This is a genomic window from Ruegeria sp. SAZD011 (assembly GCF_059612545.1).
In genome coordinates this window covers 63,029-80,891 of the sequence record NZ_JBXWQU010000031.1, presented here as the reverse complement: position 1 = coordinate 80,891, position 17,863 = coordinate 63,029, and the positions used below count along the sequence as shown (strand labels likewise).

Sequence of the window (17,863 nt, the reverse complement as noted above, 5' to 3'; positions counted from 1 at the left end):
CAACAATGTAGTCAGTTTGCCCCCGCCCGCAACTCGGGATCGCGGGGAAATGAAAGGAGGCAGGCACCGAGCCAAGTAAAAAAGGTCAAAACCCGATCTGATAGGCACCCCAGACCAAAATCAGGCCAAACACCATGCTTAGCAGGCCGGTCTGCCGCCGCGCCGCCAATGGCAGGCTGCGCAGCATCTCGAGCAGCCTTTCCACCATGCCGGGCGCCAGCGCATAGACCGCGCCCTCTGCGATCATCACCAGCCCCAGCGCCAGCACCAGCAGGCCGATCATCCGTCGCCCCCCCGGTCACGGCACGATTTGATGCCTCCCGCACCCTGGTAGCGCATCGCGTAGGTGACCAAAAGCTCCGCTCCCGCCTGCGACAGCCGCCCATCGGCCGAAGTCAGATGATCGAGCGCGATGAAATACTCGCGGTCGCAGGAATAGGACGGGAACTTGCGGCTTTCACTGACCCCAAGCCCCATGTCACGGGCCGATTGCGTGGTTATCTCGCCACTTTCGCCACCACGTTCGGCATCGTCTGCCCCGGTCAGCCGGGCCGAGATGACGCCCTTGCAGCTCTCGTCCTCATGGCTCAGGCGCTCCCAGATTTCGAAATAACGGGCACCATCCTCGGGCAGGTCCTGCACATAGCGGAGCGCGCGCATCTGCATCCCCTTGGGATAGCTGGTGCTCTTGGCATAGGTCGCGGTAATCTGAAGCTTGGCGTCGATGGCCGAGAGCAGACCGCCCACGCCTGCCGCCAGTTCCACACCGGCGGTCTGTTCCAGCGTGATCTCGTCGCTGCAATTCTTCTCCTCGACCAGGAGACGTTCGAAGAAGTCGCGCGCTTCGCGAAAACTTTGCGCGTCAAGGTCAAGGTCGGCAATATCCCGCGCCAGCCGGGCCAGCGCGTCGCCGCGTGTCAGGGGCCGGATCGGCGCATAGCTGGTGTCGTTGCGCAGCTCGTCGGTATCGACAAAGACGAAATCGCTGTCCTCGCGCGGGATTTCGACCGTGGTGGCGGCGTCGAAACCGGGCTTGCGGTTCTCGGGGCCGACGGCCAGCGTCACCGTATCCTCGCTGTGATCGACCAGCTGATACCGCTCGGAGCTGCTGTATTCCAACACCCGGCCATCGGTGGTTTCCACCGCCCCCGGACGCTGCGCCACGGCGATGAACCCGTCATAGCCATCGGCCTTGAAATAGCCCTTGCTGTCGGCCCGCACATAGACGGGCAGCCCGTCCTGGGTGACGGCAAAGCACCACAGGTCGAGCGACTGCTTGCGACAGAGCGGGCCGCGCCCCACCAACAGGATCTTGCCCGCCGGCAGATAGGCGCGGGTAGCGCTCATGCTGACACGATCGCCGGTGATGGTGGCCAGGCGCACGACGCTGCTGACCGAGACCCGCTTGCCGTAGGTGTCATAAGCGGTGTCGTCCAGCACGATGGCAGGCTCTGACAGCGCCGGAGTGCCCAGAGCGAGGGCCGTCAAACAGGCATAAATCAATCGCATTTCAGTTCCCGAGTTCCGGTCTTGCCGCATTTGACGGCATTCATGGCCACGGATCAAGACAACTGTGGGGAGAACGTGAAAAGGGCCGGCACAGAGGCCGGCCCTTTCGGTATCCGTCGATGCCGCGTGGCTTACTCGGACCTGCCCGAGGGCGATTTCAGATAATTGAAGAACTCGGAATCCGGGCTCATCACCATCGAGCTGTTTCCCCCTTGCAGCGCCTTTTCATAGGCCGAGAGCGAACGGTAGAATTCGAAGAACTCCGGGTCCTTGCCATAGGCTTCGGCAAAGATGCCGTTCCGCTGGGCATCGGCCTCACCGCGGACGATTTCGGCCTCGCGGCGCGCCTCAGAGACCAGCTCGACCACGGTCCGATCGGCCTGCGCCCGGATCCGCTGTGCCGCCTCGTTACCGCGCGCCACCTCGTCGGCGGCTTCGCGTTCGCGCTCGGCCCGCATCCGGGCAAAGGTGGCGTTCAGGTTGGCCTCGGGCAGGTCGGTGCGTTTCAGGCGCACGTCGATCACCTCAAGCCCCAGATCGCGGGCCTCGAAGATGGCACCGTTGCGGATGCGCAGCATCAGCGCGGCACGGTCGGAGCTGAGGATGTCGTTCGAGCTGACCGAACCCAGGATCTCGCGCGTCTTGGCGCGCAGGATCGAGTCCAGACGCGTTTCGGCGGTTGCGATACCACCGGCACCCACCGCCTGACGGAACTGCCGCACATCGGTGATGCGATAGCGGGCAAAGGCGTCGACCACCAGTCGGCGGTCATCCAGCGGGGTGACTTCCAGCGGGCCGACTTCGCGGCTCAGGATGCGGTCGTCATAGCGCACCACTTCCTGGATCAGCGGGATCTTGAAGGCCAGTCCCGGCTCTTCCTTGACGTCGATCACCCGGCCGAATTGCAGCACCAGCGCCTTTTCACGCTCGTCCACGATGAACAGCGACGACAAGCCCAGCGCGACCAGCACCACGACGATGGGCAGGAGAAAGGTCGATTTCCGCATCAATTGTTCTCCTTGTCGCCGGATTTGCGCAGCTCGTTGAGCGGCAGATAGGGCACCACGCCCTGGCTGCCCGCCCCGTCACTGTCCAGGATCACCTTGTCGATATCGCCCAGCACCTGCTCCATCCGCTCCAGATAGAGACGTTTGCGGGTCACGTCGGGCGCCTTGGAATATTCTTCGAGCACCGCCGAGAAGCGGCTGGCCTCACCCTGGGCCTCGTTGACCACGCGGGCGCGATAGCCTTCGGCCTCTTCCAGCACCTGCGCCGCTTCACCGCGCGCACCGGCCAGAACCGTGTTGGCATAGGCATCGGCCTGCTTTTCCAGCCGGTCGCGTTCCTGACCCGCCGACTGCACCTCGCGGAAGGCATCCTTGACCGGCTCTGGCGGGTCGGCCCCGTCAAAGTTGACCCGGACGATGTTGATGCCCGAGTTATAACTGTCCAGCGTCAGCTGGATCAGCTCTTCGAGCCGCTCGGCGATGACCGCACGGTCACGGTTGAGGATCGGCGCCAGTTCCGACTGCGCGATGATCTCGCGCATGGCCGATTCCGACACCGCCTGGATGGTCTGGCGCGGGTCGCGCAGGTTGAACAGGAAATTGGCCGGATCGGTGATGTTCCACACCACCTGGAAGTCGATATCGACGATGTTCTCGTCGCCAGTCAGCATCAGACCGGCATCGCTGCCGCGCCCGCCCGAGCCGATGGTCTCGGTCTGTTCGACCTTGACCGGGATCACCTCGGCGGTGACCAGCGGCCAGGGCGCAAAGTTCAGACCCTCGGTGCCGATGCCGGAAAACTCGCCCAGAAACAGTTCCACCGACTGTTCTTCGGGTTTGACTGTGTAGAAGCTGGCCATGCCCCAGAGACCAAGCGCAACCACAACGCCCAGACCCAGCGTGCCGCGGGTAAAGGCCGGGCCACCGCCACCGCCGGTGCCGCGACCGTTGCCGCCGCCCCGGTTGCCGGTTCCGCCGCGCCCGCCCATCAGGACACGCAGCTGTTCCTGGCCCTTCTTGACCAATTCGTCGATCTCGGGGATCTGCGGGCCATCACCTTCGGGCGGCTTCTGACCGCCATTGTTTCCCCTGTTTCCGCCGCCACCGGAAGAGCCTCCGCCCCCCCAGGGGCCACCTGAGTTGCCCGCCATCTGGTTTCCGTCTCCTTGTTGTTCACACGGCCGTGACCGACCTGTTCCTTAACCTGAGCATTTCGCTCCGTAAATCAAGCACTGCGGACCGGTTGCCGCAGGGTGACCAGTTCTTCGGCCATTACCGGGTGAACCGCAACCGTCCGGTCGAAGTCCTCCTTGGTGGCGCCCATCTTGACCGCGATCCCGGCCAGCTGGATCATTTCGCCCGCCCCCGGCGCCACGATATGGCAGCCCAATACCTTGCGCGTGGCCTTGGATACGATCAGTTTCATCAGCACCCGCTGGCTGCGCCCGGCAAAGGCGGTCTGCATCGGCTTGAACGAGGTCGCATAGATCTCGACCGGCTCCTGCGCCGCGGCGTCTTCTTCGCTCAGCCCCACGGTGCCCATCTCGGGTTGGGTAAAGATCGCGGTCGGGATCAACTCGTGATCGACCGGGGTCGGCTTGCCCCGGAACACGGTGTCGACAAAGGCCATGCCCTCGCGGATCGCAACCGGCGTCAGGTTGACCCGGTCGGTCACGTCCCCGATGGCATAGATCGAGGGCACCGCCGTCTGGCTGTAGTCATCCACCACGATCTGACCCTTGCGGCCGAACTCGACGCCCAGCCCCTCAAGCCCCAGATCGTCGGCATTGGGCACCCGGCCGGTGGCGAACATCACCTGGTCGAACAGCTCTTCGTCGCCGTTGGTGGCCTTGACCCGGATCCGGTCTCCCTCGCGTTCCATCTCCAGCACATTTGTGCCCAGATGCAGCTTGATGCCGTTCTGGCACATCTCCTCGCTGACCAGCCCGCGCGCCTCGTCATCGAAGCCGCGCAGGATCTGGGCGCCACGATAATACTGGGTCACCTCGACCCCCATGCCGTTCATGATGCCCGCAAATTCACAGGCGATGTAACCACCGCCCACGATCAGCATCCGCTCGGGCAGCTTCTCCAGATGGAAAATCTCGTTCGAGGTGATGCCCAGCTCGGCGCCCTTGATCTCGGGCTTGACCGGACGGCCGCCGGTGGCGATCAGGATATGTTTCGCGCTCTTGCGGGTGCCGTCGGACAGTTCGACCGTATGGGCATCGACCAGCCGCGCGCGGGTGTCGAAGGTCTCGACCCCGTTGTTCTTGAGGATGTTGCGATAGACGCCTTCCAGCCGGTCCAGCTCTTTGTACAGCTTGGTGCGAAACACGTCCCAGTCGAACGCGCCCGGCTGGATGTCCCAGCCATAGGCCTGCGCGTCCTCGACCATGCCGGCATATTCGCTGGCGAACACCATCAGCTTTTTCGGCACGCAGCCCCGGATCACGCAGGTGCCGCCATAGCGGTCCTCTTCGGCCAGTGCCACCTTGGCCCCGGTCTCGCCCGCCGCAACGCGCGCCGCGCGCACGCCGCCCGAACCGCCGCCGATGACAAAAAGGTCGTAGTCAAAATTCATCTGTTCGCCTCGTAGTCCCGCCGCTGCCCAGCCGGGCGGCAGCCTTTTGATCCTGTGCCGGCCCGCAGGCCCTGCATGAGTTGTTCACATATGGCCGACCCTGCCGAAAACAACGTCGATCACACCCGCGTGAGCGCCCGCTCAATCCGCCAGATCGGTAAAAAGGTTGTCGCTTTCGACAAAATCCAGCCGGTCATGTTCCACCGTGCCCTGGTTGATGTCGCGGATTTCCACCCGCCCGTCACCATGGCCCACCACGACCGTGTCACAAATGTCGATGAACAGGCCATTTTCCACCACGCCGGGGATCTGGTTCAGCACCAGCGCCACCTGACGGGCATTGCCGATCCGTTGCAGGTGCAGGTCCAGGATATGGTTGCCCTCGTCGGTGACAAACGGTGTGTCGCCGTTCATCCGCAAGGTCGCCGTCCGCCCCAGCACGTCCATCGAGATCAGCGTCTCCTCCAACAGCGCCTGGGTGGTCTGCCAGCCAAAGGGGATCACCTCGACAGGCAGGGGAAAGGCGCCCAGACGGCCCACTTCCTTGCCGACATCGGCAATCACCACCATCTGGTCCGAGGCTGTCGCCACGATCTTTTCGTGGAGCAGCGCGCCGCCACCGCCCTTGATCAGGTTCAGGTCGCCATCGAATTCGTCGGCCCCGTCGATGGTGATATCCAGCCAGCGCGCCTCGTCCAGCGTGATGATCTCGATCCCCACCTCTCGCGCCAGCTGCGCGGTGCGGGTCGAGGTCGGAACGCCGCGCATCTTCAACCCTTCGTTGCGCACCATCTCGCCGAGGCAGCGCACCAGCCAGGCGGCTGTGGACCCTGTCCCGAGGCCGACCCTCATACCATCCTCGACCAGATCCGCCGCCCGCTTGGCGGCAACGAATTTCGCCTTGTCGATGGGCGAGAGTTCTCCGGTCATGGCAGTATCCCCTGTCGATGATTGCCAGCGTTATACGCAACGCCCCGCCCGACTGCGAGACCAAATCCGGCCGTCAGCCCCAGACCCGCCCCTCAGCCCCGTTGCATATTGCCGATCACCCGGCGCATCAGCGCGGTGAATGTCGCGCGCTCTGCCGCGTCCAGACCCGCCAGCGCCTGCGCATTCTGCGCCCCCGCCGCCGCCTTGGCCTCTGCCTCCATCGCGTGGGCGCGGTCGGTCAGATGGATCAGCCGGGCGCGGCGATCCTCCTCGGACGGCAAGCGCCGGATCAGCCCGTCCCGCTCCATCCGCTTGAGCGTATTGGCCATGGTCGCCTGCTCCACATCCAGCGCCGTGTTCCTCGCGCTCCGCGCCAATGCCGGTCAGTTCGATACGCTCTTCTATTTCGTGCAGGCGCTGGAACTTCTGGCTGGGGTCACCAACATCACCCTGCTGACGCTGAACCTTCGCGCCGGTCTGGCCTTGCGCCGCCGCCGCGCAGGGTGACTCCGAACAGGGCAAGGCCCTGCCGGGCCCCGCCGTTTTTGGGGCGCTTCGCTGAATGTGCTATGGTCGCGGCAGGAGGAGCAATCGCATGCTGCAATTCGACGAAGACACCGCCCGCATTCTGGAGGATGCTTATCAGGGCGCCGATGTCACCCGCCGCCGCTGCGCCAGTTTCGATGCGCTGTCACCATCGCCGGGAGATCGATTGCTGGATCTGGGCTGTGGCAACGGCCTCTTGACACTCGACCTGTCCCGCGCGGTGGGCGACACCGGTCATGTGCTGGGTCTTGATCCCAGCCCCGACATGCTCGATCTCGCGCGCGCCCGCTGCGCGGATCGCGGCAATGTCGCCTTCCTGGAGGGCCACGCCGAGGCCCTCCCCTGCGATGAAAACAGCCTCGACGGCGCGGTCTCGCTGCAAGTGTTCGAATACTTCCACGACATGCGCCCACCGCTGGCCGAACTCTTTCGCGCCCTGAAGCCCGGTGGCCGGCTGGTGATCGGCGACATGCATTTCGATACGCTCACCTGGCACAGCGACCAGCCCCAGCGCATGGCCGAGATGTGCCGCATCTGGGACCGCCACCTCGCTTGCCGCGATGTGCCCGCGCGGCTGCCTGCGCTGCTGGCCGAGGTCGGGTTTCGCAAGGTCAGCACGACGCCGCTTGCCTTTTGCGACACACAGCTGCGCCCCGACGGGCTGGCCGCGATGATGATCCGCCTGATGACCGCCTATGCCATCCAGATAGACGCAATGCCCGAACCCGAGGCGCGATCCTGGGCACAGGAGCAGCAGGAGCTGGCACGCGCGGGGCGGTTCTTCTTTTCCCTGACCCATTTCGTCTGTCACGCGCAGAAACCGTGACTCGCGGCAAGCTTACGCGTTTCCGATGGGAAACGTCGCAATCGGTGAATGCAGAATCGCCCGTGCATCTTATATCGGGGGCATGACCGCGCCCTATCGCCTGCATTACGCCCCCGACAACGCCTCGCTGGTGATCCGGCTGGCGCTGGAGGATATGGGTCTGCCCTATGAAACCATGCTGGTGGACCGCACCAACCGGGCGCAGGACAGCGCCGCCTATCGCGCGCTCAACCCCGCCGGGCTGATCCCGGTGCTGGAAACCCCGCAGGGTCCGATCTTTGAAACCGCCGCCATCCTGCTCTGGCTTGCCGATACGCATGGCCAACTTGCCCCGGCCCCCGCCGATCCGGCGCGCGGCGCCTTCCTGAAATGGCTGTTCTTCGCCTCGAACACGCTGCATGCGGATATGCGGATGTTGTTCTATCCCGACAAATACATCGCCGAGGCTCAGGTCGAGACGCTGCGCACGGGCCTGCGCCCGCGCCTGCGCACTCATCTGGCCCTGCTCGATGCCGTGGCGGCAGGGGCGCCGGACTGGCTGTCGCCCGCCACCCCGTCCATCCTGAGCTGGTATCTCGCCTGCCTGATGCGCTGGCTGGTGCTCTATCCGCAGGACAGCGACCGCTCCTGGTTCGCCGCCACCGACACGCCGCATCTGCACCGCATCCTCGCAGCGCTGGAAACCCGCCCCGCCACCCGTGCCGCTCAAGTGGCCGAGGGGCTGGGCGACACCCCGTTCACCGCCCCTCATCACGCAAACCCGCCAGAAGGTTCGGCTACCTGATATGTTCCTCTCCGTCTTCGACATGTTCAAAGTGGGCATCGGCCCGTCCTCGTCGCACACAATGGGGCCGATGGTGGCCGCCGCGCGTTTCCTCGACATGATGCGCGCCTCACCCTTCGAGTTTCATGGGGTCAAGGGCTCGCTGCATGGCTCGCTGGCCTTTACCGGCGTTGGCCATGCCACCGACCGCGCCACCATCCTCGGCCTCGCGGGCTTTGTCCCCGACAGCTATGACAACGACAAGGCAGAGGAAGCGCTGGCCGCGATCCACGCCACCCATACGGTAACGCCCGAAGGGCTGCCGGAGCTGGCCTTCGACCCCAAGCGCGACCTTGTCTTCGACTATGACCACACCCTTCCGGGCCATGCCAACGGCATGATCCTGATGGCCACCGACGCACAGGGCGACGTGATCCTGCGGCAGGTGTTCTATTCCGTCGGTGGCGGCTTTGTCCTGACCGAAGATGAGCTGGCCCAGGGCAAGGACAGCAATGACGGCCCGCCGGTGCCCTATCCGTTCAAATCCGCAGCCGAGATGCTGGAGATGGCCGCCGCCTCGGGCAAGTCCATCGCCCAGATGAAACGGGCCAACGAAATCGCGCGTGGCTGCGAGGTCTCATTCGCCAGGGGCACTGCGCGGCTCTGGGAAGTGATGAACAACTGTATCGAACGCGGACTGGCCACCGATGGCATCCTGCCCGGGGGCCTCAATGTGCGCCGTCGCGCCAAGGGGATCCATGACGCGCTGGTGGCCGAGCGCGGCATGAACCTGAACGCGCCGCATACGATCAACGACTGGATGAGCGTCTATGCCATGGCGGTGAACGAGGAAAACGCCGCTGGCGGCCAGGTTGTGACCGCCCCCACCAACGGTGCGGCGGGCACTCTGCCCGCGGTGCTGCGCTACTACCTCGACCACGTGCCGGGTGCCGCCCCCAGCCATGTCGAGGATTTCCTGCTGACCGCCGCCGCCATCGGCGGGCTGGTCAAGTACAACGCCTCGATCTCGGGCGCCGAAGCGGGATGTCAGGCCGAGGTCGGCAGCGCCGCCGCCATGGCGGCGGCAGGCCTCTGCGCGGTGATGGGCGGCACGCCCGAACAGGTGGAAAACGCGGCCGAGATCGCGCTGGAACATCACCTCGGCATGACCTGCGATCCGGTCAAGGGTCTGGTTCAGGTGCCCTGTATCGAACGCAACGGTCTGGCCGCGATCAAGGCGGTCTCGGCAGCTTCGCTGGCCTTGCGCGGCGACGGCAAGCATTTCGTACCGCTGGATGCGGTGATCGAGACCATGCGCCAGACCGGTGCCGACATGCACGAGAAATACAAGGAGACCTCGCTGGGCGGGCTCGCGGTCAATGTTCCGAACTGCTGAGGCGGGCGCCATTTTCTGACACAGAAAATGGCCCAGAAAATCTGCGATTTTCTGTACCGGAATTTTTGCAAAATTCCGGCTTGCTCACTTTTTCGCCGCTTGTATCGCCTCATGCGGGAAACTAGCGTGGCGCAATGACCGCCGACCGTCCCCTGCTCGGCATCTTCCTGATGCTCGGTTTCTGTGTGCTCGCCCCGATGGGCGATGCGCTGGCCAAACTGTTGGGCGGCACCATGCCCACCATGCAGCTCTTGCTGGTGCGCTTCGGCCTTCAGGCGATCATTCTCATCCCGCTGGTCCAGGTCACCAGGCGCCCCTGGCAATTGCACGGGCGGCTCTTGCGCCTGACCGCCCTGCGCACCGCACTGCATATCGTGGGCATCTGGGCGATGTTCACCGCCTTGCGCTATCTGCCATTGGCCGACGCCATCGCAATCGCTTTCGTGATGCCGTTCATCATGCTGCTATTAGGTAAATACGTTCTAGGCGAAGAAGTCGGCCCGCGCCGCCTTGGCGCCTGTATCGTGGGGTTCATCGGCACGCTTCTGGTGATCCAGCCCAGCTTTGCCGAGGTCGGCCCACCAGCCCTGCTGCCGCTGCTGGTCGCGGTGGTCTTTGCTCTCTTCATGCTGGTCACCCGGCAACTGGCCAAGGATACCGACCCGATCGCGCTTCAGGCAGTGTCCGGTGTCATGGCCAGCGTAGTCCTCGCCCCGGTGCTGATGGTCGGACATGCCACGGGGGTCGAGGCGCTGACATTCGTCGCCCCCTCGGGCACAACACTCTGGCTGCTTCTGGCCATCGGCGTGCTGGGCACCGCGGCGCATCTGTTGATGACCTGGTCGCTGCGCTATGCGCCCTCGGCCACGCTGGCCCCGATGCAGTATCTGGAAATCCCGGTCGCCACAGCCATCGGCTGGCTGATCTTCCGCGACCTGCCAAACGGGCTGGCCGCACTCGGCATCCTGATCACCATGGCCGCGGGCCTGTACGTCATCCTGCGCGAGCAGGCCAGCGCCCGCAGTTCGGCGACAGGAACCAGCGGATAATCCCGTCCAGCGCCCCGCGCGGCACCATCGCCAGCAACCCCGGCCCATCTGCCTCGATCACCACCGGCCCGGTCGCCCGGTTCGAGGTCCCGATCTGCCCGTCGGGCGCCATCCCGAGGCCGTCGAGCGGCCAGAACAGACCCTCGGACCGCGCCGTCACCGGCGCCAGCGGAAACAGTGACACGACTTCGCCCGGTACCAGATCCAACTCCAGCCGGGGCGGCAGGTGAAAGATCACCTCGACCGCGCCGATCAGCAGACAAGGACGATCGACGTGCCGCACCAGCGCATTGAACGTGGCCAGTTGGTGATCCACACGCGCGCCCAGAAACCCGACTCCCAATACCAGCGGCGCCGCGATATGGCGCAGGGCCTTGTCGAAATCGGTGCTGTCCTGCTCGGAAATCGAATGAAGCCGCTCGTCAGGGATGCGGACGCGGTGCAATGCCGGCAGGCTGTCCATGTCCCCGATCACCGCATCGGGCATCCGCCCTTGCGCCAGCGCCACCAGCGCGCCACTATCGGCGGCGACCAGCGTACTGGCGCGCTCCAGCGCCAGTTCCAGGTCTCCTGAGCCGACCTCACCGCCGCCAATCAGGGTTACTGGTTCCGACGCCTCAACAATCGCGGTTTTCATGGCGGGATTGTCGCTCTCTCTGGAAACAGGACATATTGTAGTCACAAAATGATACGCTCATTTGCACAGAATCGGGCCGAAATTGACGCCCAAGGGATGGTAACCGCTTAGGCACAACTATGTAGAGGACGAGCATCCCATGGTACAGAACAACAAGGTCTTGACCGTCTCCTATGGGACGTTTTCCTGCACCCTTGAGGGGTTCGAGGATTCCTTTGACACGATGAAGGCCATTGCCGAGTACTTTCGGGACCTTGCCGCCGATGACCGGTATTTCGGGGCCGAACCGCCACAGCCCGATGCCGACATGCTGGCCCGTATCGCCGAACGCGAGATCGCCCGCCAGGTCGAAGCGCGGCGTGACGACAAGGGCATCGTGCTGCGCGCCGCTGCGCCCGCCGCGCTGGCAGCAGAGCCCGCGATTGCGGAAGCGGTGAGCGACGACGCCCAAACCGCAGGACCGGTCGCCGAAGCACCTGTTTCCGATATCCCCGCCGCCGATGCGGCGCCGGCGACCGCCGAACCGGTCGCCGAGGCACCGGTTGAAGCAGAGGAGCCCCCCGCGCTGGCCCCGGAGGATTCGCCGGAAGTCGCCGAGGACCAGCCCGCACCCGCTGATGACGCGCCGATTGTCGAGGCATCAGACGACGAGGCACCCGAGTTGCCGGTGTCCGAGGCGCCCGAAATCGCCGAAGCGCCTGCGGAAGCCGAAGTGGCAGACGCGGTGGTCGAGGACGATGCCGACAGCGAAGCCCTGCTCGCCAGCATCGCCGCGCAATTCGACGACCTGCCCGAGGACGCGGTTGAAGCGCAGATCGAGGATGAGGACGAACTCGACATCCTGCCCATGGCCGAGGTGGTCGAGGACGCCCCCGAAGCGCCGGTCGCACCCGATTCCATCGCGGCCAAGCTGCAACGCATCCGTGCCGTGGTGTCGCGTAACGAACAGGCCAGCCAGGCTGACGCGCGCTATACCGAAGACGAACATGCCGAAAACGTCGCCGAACTCGACACGATCGACGAGGACGCCAATCCGATCGACCAGATCGACAGCGGGCTCGCGGCGCGTTTCGTAACGGAAACCGCCGACGCCGAGGAAGCGCGCGAAGAGGCGATTGCCGACGCCACAGCCGAAGAGGCAGCACAGCCCGAAACCGTGAGCCCCCCGCGCGTGGCCGTCCGTGTCAGCAAGATCAAGCGCACCGAGTTCGAGGCCGAAACGGCAGAGGTCGATGCCCGCGCAACCGGCTCGCTCTCGCCCGAGGATGAAGATGATCTGCTGCGCGAGCTTGCCGCTGTAGAGGCGGAATACCTGGCCGAACGCGGCGGCGACACCGCCCGCACGGATGTGGATGTGGAGGACGACGACGACGACATCGACCTGCTCAGCCTCGACGACGATGACGATGACGATGACGATGACGAAGATACCTCGGATGTGGATGGATCGCTTTTTGCCGAGGCCGACGCCACAAGCGATGTCGATGACGATGACGTCGATACGTTCGAGGGTGGCCCGGAAACGGCCGCGGCCGCTCCAGCCGGCGGCGACGACGACATTTCGCGACTGCTTGCCGCCGCCGACGAGAAACTCGAAGACCCGGATCTGTCCACCACCCGCGAGACCTATTCGCAGATGCGAGCGGCAGTTGCCGCGACCCGCGCCGAGCGGTCGGCTGGCGGCACCTTGGGCAGCCATTCCAGCGAGGACGAATACCGCACGGACCTGTCCGAGGTCGTGCGTCCGCGCCGCCCCGTCGCCAGCAGCAGCACACCGCGCGCCCGGACCGAGGAGCGTCCGGCGCCGCTGAAACTGGTGGCTGAACAACGCATCGATACCAAGCGCTCGTTGGGCAGCGGTCCGGTGCGTCCGCGTCGCGTGGCCAGCCTGGTCGCCGAAGAGGCCCCGGCCAAGGCCGCCGAGGGCAGCTTTGCCGATTTTGTCGCCGAGACCGGTGCCAGCGGCCTGCACGAATTGCTGGAGGCCGCGGCCTCGTACCTGTCCTTTGTCGAGGGTCGCGACCAGTTCTCGCGCCCGCAGCTGATGAACAAGGTGCGCCAGCTCGACGATCAGGAATTCAACCGCGAGGACGGGCTGCGCTCGTTCGGTCAACTCTTGCGCGAGGGCAAGCTGAAGAAAACCGCCAGCGGTCAGTTCACCGCCTCGGGGCAGATCGGGTTCCGACCGGACAAACGCGCCGCCGGCTAACCCATACAAGACCCATGAATGCAAAACGGCGCCCGGTCATCGCGGCGCCGTTTTGCACTTTCAAGGGTACGGATCATTCGTCGACATCATCGACATCGGATTGACCGGCCAGGTGCCGCCGGACGTGGCTCCAGCTCAGCCCGACGCCCAGCACCACCGACAGGGCAAAGATGCCCAGCCAGACATTCACCGTGGTATTGTCCAGATGCAGCAGACCGAAATCAAACAGGACCCAGAGCAGCGAGGCGATCACCGACAGCACCAAAGCCATCCCGAACGGCCCGATCGAACGCAGGGTGGCCCGCAGATAGATGATATAGCCAATCGTCAGCAACAGCCCCATGAACACGGCGACCGACAGATGGGTCTGATAGTTCCAGTATGCCCACCGGACAAAATTTATTTCCGTCGGATTGTAGGTCAATGCCAACAAACCGAAGGCGAACATCCATCGCAGGAAAATGCCCATGTCCCGAACCGCCTGTTCTTTTTTGCGCACGAGAATCACCCAAATAGGTGAATCTGTCCAGTGATTCAGATCACATGCGTCGAAATTGCGGTTTCCCTGCCGCGCGCGCACCGATATATGGGCGCGGGTTTGTAACACCAGCAAAGGACCTATCATGGCCAATGTCGTCGTTGTCGGCGCCCAATGGGGCGACGAGGGTAAGGGCAAGATCGTGGATTGGCTCAGCGAGCGCGCCGATGTGATCGCGCGCTTTCAGGGTGGCCATAACGCCGGTCATACGCTGGTGATCGACGGCAAGGTCTACAAGCTGCACGCGCTGCCCTCGGGCGTGGTGCGCGGCGGCAAGCTGAGCGTGATCGGCAATGGCGTGGTGCTGGACCCCTGGCACCTGATGGGCGAGATCGAGACGGTACAGGCGCAGGGTGTCGAGATCACCCCCGAAACGCTGATGATCGCCGAGAACACGCCGCTGATCCTGCCGCTGCATGGCGAGTTGGACCGCGCGCGCGAGGATGCTGCCAGCAAGGGCACCAAGATCGGCACCACCGGCCGCGGCATCGGCCCGGCTTATGAGGACAAGGTAGGCCGCCGTGCAATCCGCGTTGCCGATCTGGCAGACGAGGCCACGCTGGTTGCCCGTGTCGACCGCGCATTGCAGCACCACAATCCCCTGCGCAAGGGGCTGGGTGTCGAGCCGGTCGATCGCGACGCGCTGATCGCGCAGCTGAAAGAGATCGCGCCGCGCATCCTGCCCTTTGCCGCACCGGTCTGGAAAGTGCTCAACGAGAAACGCAAGGCCGGCAAGCGCATCCTGTTCGAGGGCGCCCAGGGCGCGCTTCTGGATATCGACTTTGGCACTTACCCCTTTGTCACCTCGTCGAACGTAATTGCGGGTCAATCGGCCACCGGGGTGGGCATCGGCCCGAACTCGATCGACTTCGTTCTGGGCATCGTCAAGGCCTATACCACCCGCGTCGGCGAAGGCCCCTTCCCCACCGAACTGCACGACGCCGATGGCGAACGGCTTGGCACGCGCGGCCATGAATTCGGCACCACCACCGGGCGCAAGCGGCGCTGCGGCTGGTTCGACGCGGCGCTGTTGCGCCAGACCTGCGCCACCAGCGGCATCAACGGCATCGCGCTGACCAAGCTTGACGTGCTCGACGGGTTCGAGACGCTGAAAATCTGCGTCGGCTACGACCTCGACGGCGCCCGGCTCGATTATCTGCCCACCGCCGCCGACCAACAGGCGCGCTGCACGCCCATCTATGAGGAAATGCCCGGCTGGTCGGAATCGACCGAGGGCGCGCGCAGCTGGGCCGACCTGCCCGCCAATGCGATCAAATATGTCCGCCGTGTCGAGGAACTGATCGACTGCCCGGTCGCCATGCTCTCGACCAGCCCGGAGCGGGAGGACACCATCCTGGTGACCGACCCGTTCGCCGACTGATGGCGCTGTCGCACAAGGCCCGCCGCCGCTGGTCGCTGGTCGTCCTGCTGGTGGCGCTGCCGCTATATATCGTGGTGGCGGTCACCCTGACGGATTGGCTGCGCGCCCGGTTCGACGGGTTGCCGGTGCTGGTCGAACTGGTGATTTTCGTGGGTCTCGGGATCCTCTGGATCCTGCCGTTCAAGGCCGTGTTTCGCGGGGTCGGTCAGGCCGACCCCGACGACAAGGGCTGATCACTCGGCCAACCGCACCGGCTGGCCATGCGGCGTTGTCAGATAGGCAAGCTCCCAGGCCGCGCGCATTTCGGCGCGTTCCTCTGGGGCGGCCTCGCCCGACTCGCCCAGCAGAGCCTCCAGCGTTTCCAGCCAGGCATTGAAATAATCCTCGCCTCCGTCCAGGTCGCGCGACAGCCCGTGGCGTTTGAGCGTGGCCGAGAACCGGTCCACCCACTCGGCCCAGGTGAACCGCCCCGCCTCGTTCAGATGCACCGTCAGGGCAAAGACCTGCGCATGCCAGGGCTCGGCAAAGACCGGCTCGGGGGCAGCGATATCGGGGCAGTCGCTCATGCCGGCTCCAGATAGCTCTGCCAGAGATCCAGCACCACCTCGTCCCCAGGCGCTTCGGGATCGGCCCACAGCTCCGAGGCCGGAAAGGCCACCGCATAAAGCGGCTCGGGCGCCTCGCCCAGCCGGTGCGCATTGCTGTCGGGCAGCACATGGCTGCCGTGTTTCAGCACGATCCGCCCGCGCGCACCCGCCGCATAGGCGGGAAGCCGCGTATGGCCGCCATCGACCAGCCGGTTCGCCGCCGGGCGCAGGGTGCGAACCATCTGCCCCACCTCGAACCGCGCCGCAACATTCGACGGGCGGTCCGCCGGACCGCCGCGCGCCAGCACGCCCGCGACTGCTTCGGCCTTCATTGCGCGTTCGGCCAGCGGGTGAACCCCTGATGCGCCGTCTCCACGCAGGTCTTCCTCGGTCAGCACTCCGGTCTCGACCAGCAGATCGGCCAGCGCCGCGATCCATTTCTCGAAATAGCTGAAGCGGCCATAATCCGCCGGTGACAGCCGCTCGCGCGCATGGCGCGAGACGTCGATGTTCCACTGTCCCAGCGACCCGGTCGCCAGTGTCAGCGCCAGCGCCCTTGCCTGCCAGTCGCCAAGTTGCGGGATGCCATCGGCCTCGGGCGTGATGGCACCATCGCCAAACCGCCCGCCCATGTCATGCACTCGCGTCATGCCGGCACCCGCGCCAGGCCGGTGCCGATCATGCTGTCGCGCGTCACCAGCGCCGCCAGCGCCTCCTCGTCCAGTCCCTCGCTCCCCTCGGGCCGCATCGGCAGCACCAGATAGCGGATCTCGGCTGTCGAATCCCAGACACGCACGGCGGTCCCCTCGGGCAAGCTCACCCCGAACTCGGCCAGCACCTTGCGCGGCTCGCGCACCGCGCGCGCGCGATAGGCGTCGGATTTGTACCAGCCCGGCGGAATGCCAAGCAAAGGCCACGGGTAGCAGCTGCACAGGGTACAGACGACCATGTTATGGGTATCGGGCGTATTCTCGACCACCACCATGTGCTCACCCTGCCGACCGTAATACCCCAGATCGGCCAACAGGGGCATCGCATCGGTCAACAGCGCCGCCTTGAACGCCGGATCGGCCCAGGCCCGCGCCACCACGCGCGCCCCGTTCTGCGGGCCGATGCGATTCTGATAGGTGTCGATGATCTCGTCCAGCGCGGCCGGATCGATCAGCCCCTTGCGGGTCAGGATCGTCTCCAACGCCTTGACGCGCAGCGCGGGGTCCGGAGGAAGAAGCGAATGCGGGTGGTCGTGATGGTCATGTGGCATGGCGCAAAGACTGCCGCGCCGCCCCATCCCTGTCCAGCCTCTTTGATGTGATCGTCCGCTTAACCGCAGGTGATCCAAACTCGCGACTTGCCCCTGCGGGCAAACTTGCATAGATACCACGCGGTACACGCCACCGGCCGCAGGAATACCATGGAAAACGTCGTCCTCATCATTCACCTTCTCCTGGCTCTGGGCCTGATCGCCGTCGTCCTGATGCAGCGGTCCGAAGGTGGCGGCCTGGGCATGGGTGGTGGCGGCGGCGGCGTGATGACCGGCCGGGCGGCGGCAACCGCTCTCAGCAAGGTGACCTGGGTTCTGGCCATCGCGTTCATCGTGACCTCGATCACCCTGACCGTGATCGCAGCGCAAAAGGCGGCAGGCACATCTGTCATCGATCGGCTTGGCGTTCCCGCGCCCGCGGCATCCGAACCGGCGACACCCAGCGTTCCGGCAGGCAGCGACCTGTTGCCGCCTAGTGCGGGCGACAATGCACCCCTGGTGCCGAAGGCCGACTGATCTACAACAGTTTGCACTCCTGGTGAGGGCCGCAACAGCATCTTGCGGTTCTCTTGCGCAATTGGCGCGAATCCTTTATACGTGAAGTCCCGTGATGCTGCGGTTTTTCCGAAACCGCCGGGCA

Annotated in this window: 21 protein-coding genes; 9 read left to right on the top strand and 12 right to left on the bottom strand. The window is 64.9% G+C overall.

Features of this window, described 5'->3' with window-relative positions:
• Window positions 1–85 precede the first annotated feature (85 nt).
• The 7 genes from AC2FLM_RS16435 to AC2FLM_RS16405 form a co-directional block, all read right to left on the bottom strand.
• Window positions 86–283, bottom strand: coding sequence for a DUF2065 domain-containing protein (locus AC2FLM_RS16435; protein ID WP_234184094.1), 198 nt, complete (start codon window positions 281–283; stop codon window positions 86–88).
• Window positions 280–1,509 carry a hypothetical protein gene (locus AC2FLM_RS16430; RefSeq protein ID WP_496859169.1) on the bottom strand — a complete coding sequence of 410 codons (1,230 nt, stop codon included), beginning with the start codon at window positions 1,507–1,509 and terminating at the stop codon, window positions 280–282. The genes AC2FLM_RS16435 and AC2FLM_RS16430 overlap by 4 nt, the downstream gene beginning before the upstream one ends.
• Window positions 1,510–1,640: 131 nt before the next feature.
• On the bottom strand, window positions 1,641–2,516 hold the full coding sequence (hflC, locus tag AC2FLM_RS16425) for a protease modulator HflC (protein ID WP_496859168.1): 876 nt from the start codon (window positions 2,514–2,516) through the stop codon (window positions 1,641–1,643).
• Window positions 2,516–3,667: an FtsH protease activity modulator HflK gene (gene hflK / locus AC2FLM_RS16420; RefSeq protein WP_234219038.1), complete on the bottom strand. Its 1,152-nt coding sequence runs from the start codon at window positions 3,665–3,667 to the stop codon at window positions 2,516–2,518. Before hflK ends, hflC begins: the two co-directional genes overlap by 1 nt.
• 74 nt (window positions 3,668–3,741) lie before the next feature.
• Entirely contained in the window at window positions 3,742–5,100 is a 1,359-nt protein-coding gene (gene gor, locus AC2FLM_RS16415; protein ID WP_496859167.1) for a glutathione-disulfide reductase, read from the bottom strand.
• Window positions 5,101–5,241: 141 nt separating this feature from the next.
• Entirely contained in the window at window positions 5,242–6,030 is a 789-nt protein-coding gene (rpiA, locus tag AC2FLM_RS16410) for a ribose-5-phosphate isomerase RpiA (RefSeq protein WP_234219042.1), read from the bottom strand.
• Window positions 6,031–6,122: 92 nt separating this feature from the next.
• Complete coding sequence (locus tag AC2FLM_RS16405) at window positions 6,123–6,359, bottom strand: MarR family winged helix-turn-helix transcriptional regulator (RefSeq protein ID WP_496859166.1); 237 nt, start codon at window positions 6,357–6,359, stop codon at window positions 6,123–6,125.
• Here AC2FLM_RS16405 and AC2FLM_RS16400 point away from each other — a divergent pair.
• From AC2FLM_RS16400 to AC2FLM_RS16380, 5 genes are all read left to right on the top strand, one after another.
• A complete protein-coding gene (locus AC2FLM_RS16400) occupies window positions 6,358–6,537 on the top strand; it encodes a hypothetical protein (RefSeq protein WP_496859165.1) in 180 nt (59 codons plus the stop codon). The genes AC2FLM_RS16405 and AC2FLM_RS16400 overlap by 2 nt on opposite strands.
• An 88-nt stretch (window positions 6,538–6,625) precedes the next feature.
• Window positions 6,626–7,402 carry a methyltransferase domain-containing protein gene (locus AC2FLM_RS16395; protein WP_496859164.1) on the top strand — a complete coding sequence of 259 codons (777 nt, stop codon included), beginning with the start codon at window positions 6,626–6,628 and terminating at the stop codon, window positions 7,400–7,402.
• A gap of 82 nt (window positions 7,403–7,484) precedes the next feature.
• Window positions 7,485–8,186, top strand: coding sequence for a glutathione S-transferase family protein (locus tag AC2FLM_RS16390; RefSeq protein ID WP_496859163.1), 702 nt, complete (start codon window positions 7,485–7,487; stop codon window positions 8,184–8,186).
• A 1-nt stretch (window position 8,187) separates the two neighbouring features.
• Complete coding sequence (locus AC2FLM_RS16385) at window positions 8,188–9,561, top strand: L-serine ammonia-lyase (RefSeq protein ID WP_496859162.1); 1,374 nt, start codon at window positions 8,188–8,190, stop codon at window positions 9,559–9,561.
• A gap of 134 nt (window positions 9,562–9,695) precedes the next feature.
• The gene (locus tag AC2FLM_RS16380) at window positions 9,696–10,610 is read left to right on the top strand and encodes a DMT family transporter (protein ID WP_234144829.1); all 915 of its coding nucleotides are present in this window, start codon (window positions 9,696–9,698) and stop codon (window positions 10,608–10,610) included.
• Here AC2FLM_RS16380 and AC2FLM_RS16375 read toward each other — a convergent pair.
• Window positions 10,555–11,247 carry a thiamine diphosphokinase gene (locus AC2FLM_RS16375; protein WP_496859161.1) on the bottom strand — a complete coding sequence of 231 codons (693 nt, stop codon included), beginning with the start codon at window positions 11,245–11,247 and terminating at the stop codon, window positions 10,555–10,557. The genes AC2FLM_RS16380 and AC2FLM_RS16375 overlap by 56 nt on opposite strands.
• A 139-nt stretch (window positions 11,248–11,386) precedes the next feature.
• On the opposite strand from AC2FLM_RS16375, the gene AC2FLM_RS16370 reads away from it, so the two are divergent.
• Entirely contained in the window at window positions 11,387–13,456 is a 2,070-nt protein-coding gene (locus AC2FLM_RS16370) for a chemotaxis protein CheA (protein ID WP_496859160.1), read from the top strand.
• A gap of 73 nt (window positions 13,457–13,529) precedes the next feature.
• On the opposite strand, the gene AC2FLM_RS16365 is transcribed toward AC2FLM_RS16370, so the two are convergent.
• Window positions 13,530–14,063 (bottom strand): DUF6524 family protein, encoded by a 534-nt coding sequence (locus tag AC2FLM_RS16365; protein ID WP_496827934.1) that lies wholly within the window; start codon window positions 14,061–14,063, stop codon window positions 13,530–13,532.
• Window positions 14,064–14,079: 16 nt separating this feature from the next.
• On the opposite strand from AC2FLM_RS16365, the gene AC2FLM_RS16360 reads away from it, so the two are divergent.
• Together AC2FLM_RS16360 and AC2FLM_RS16355 are read left to right on the top strand one after the other, a co-directional pair.
• On the top strand, window positions 14,080–15,375 hold the full coding sequence (locus tag AC2FLM_RS16360) for an adenylosuccinate synthase (protein ID WP_496859159.1): 1,296 nt from the start codon (window positions 14,080–14,082) through the stop codon (window positions 15,373–15,375).
• Window positions 15,375–15,608: a DUF2842 domain-containing protein gene (locus tag AC2FLM_RS16355; RefSeq protein ID WP_234144825.1), complete on the top strand. Its 234-nt coding sequence runs from the start codon at window positions 15,375–15,377 to the stop codon at window positions 15,606–15,608. The genes AC2FLM_RS16360 and AC2FLM_RS16355 overlap by 1 nt, the downstream gene beginning before the upstream one ends.
• Here the strand turns inward: AC2FLM_RS16355 and AC2FLM_RS16350 are convergent, their stop codons facing one another.
• From AC2FLM_RS16350 to nthA, 3 genes are read right to left on the bottom strand one after another with little or no spacing between them, the layout of a single operon-like run.
• Window positions 15,609–15,941, bottom strand: coding sequence for a nitrile hydratase accessory protein (locus tag AC2FLM_RS16350; protein WP_496859158.1), 333 nt, complete (start codon window positions 15,939–15,941; stop codon window positions 15,609–15,611).
• Window positions 15,938–16,612 (bottom strand): nitrile hydratase subunit beta, encoded by a 675-nt coding sequence (gene nthB, locus AC2FLM_RS16345; RefSeq protein ID WP_234219062.1) that lies wholly within the window; start codon window positions 16,610–16,612, stop codon window positions 15,938–15,940. The genes AC2FLM_RS16350 and nthB overlap by 4 nt, the downstream gene beginning before the upstream one ends.
• Window positions 16,609–17,223 (bottom strand): nitrile hydratase subunit alpha, encoded by a 615-nt coding sequence (gene nthA, locus AC2FLM_RS16340; protein WP_496859157.1) that lies wholly within the window; start codon window positions 17,221–17,223, stop codon window positions 16,609–16,611. The genes nthB and nthA overlap by 4 nt, the downstream gene beginning before the upstream one ends.
• Window positions 17,224–17,373: 150 nt before the next feature.
• Here nthA and secG point away from each other — a divergent pair, with 150 nt between their 5' ends.
• Window positions 17,374–17,739, top strand: coding sequence for a preprotein translocase subunit SecG (gene secG / locus AC2FLM_RS16335; protein WP_234184119.1), 366 nt, complete (start codon window positions 17,374–17,376; stop codon window positions 17,737–17,739).
• Window positions 17,740–17,863: the final 124 nt, after the last annotated feature.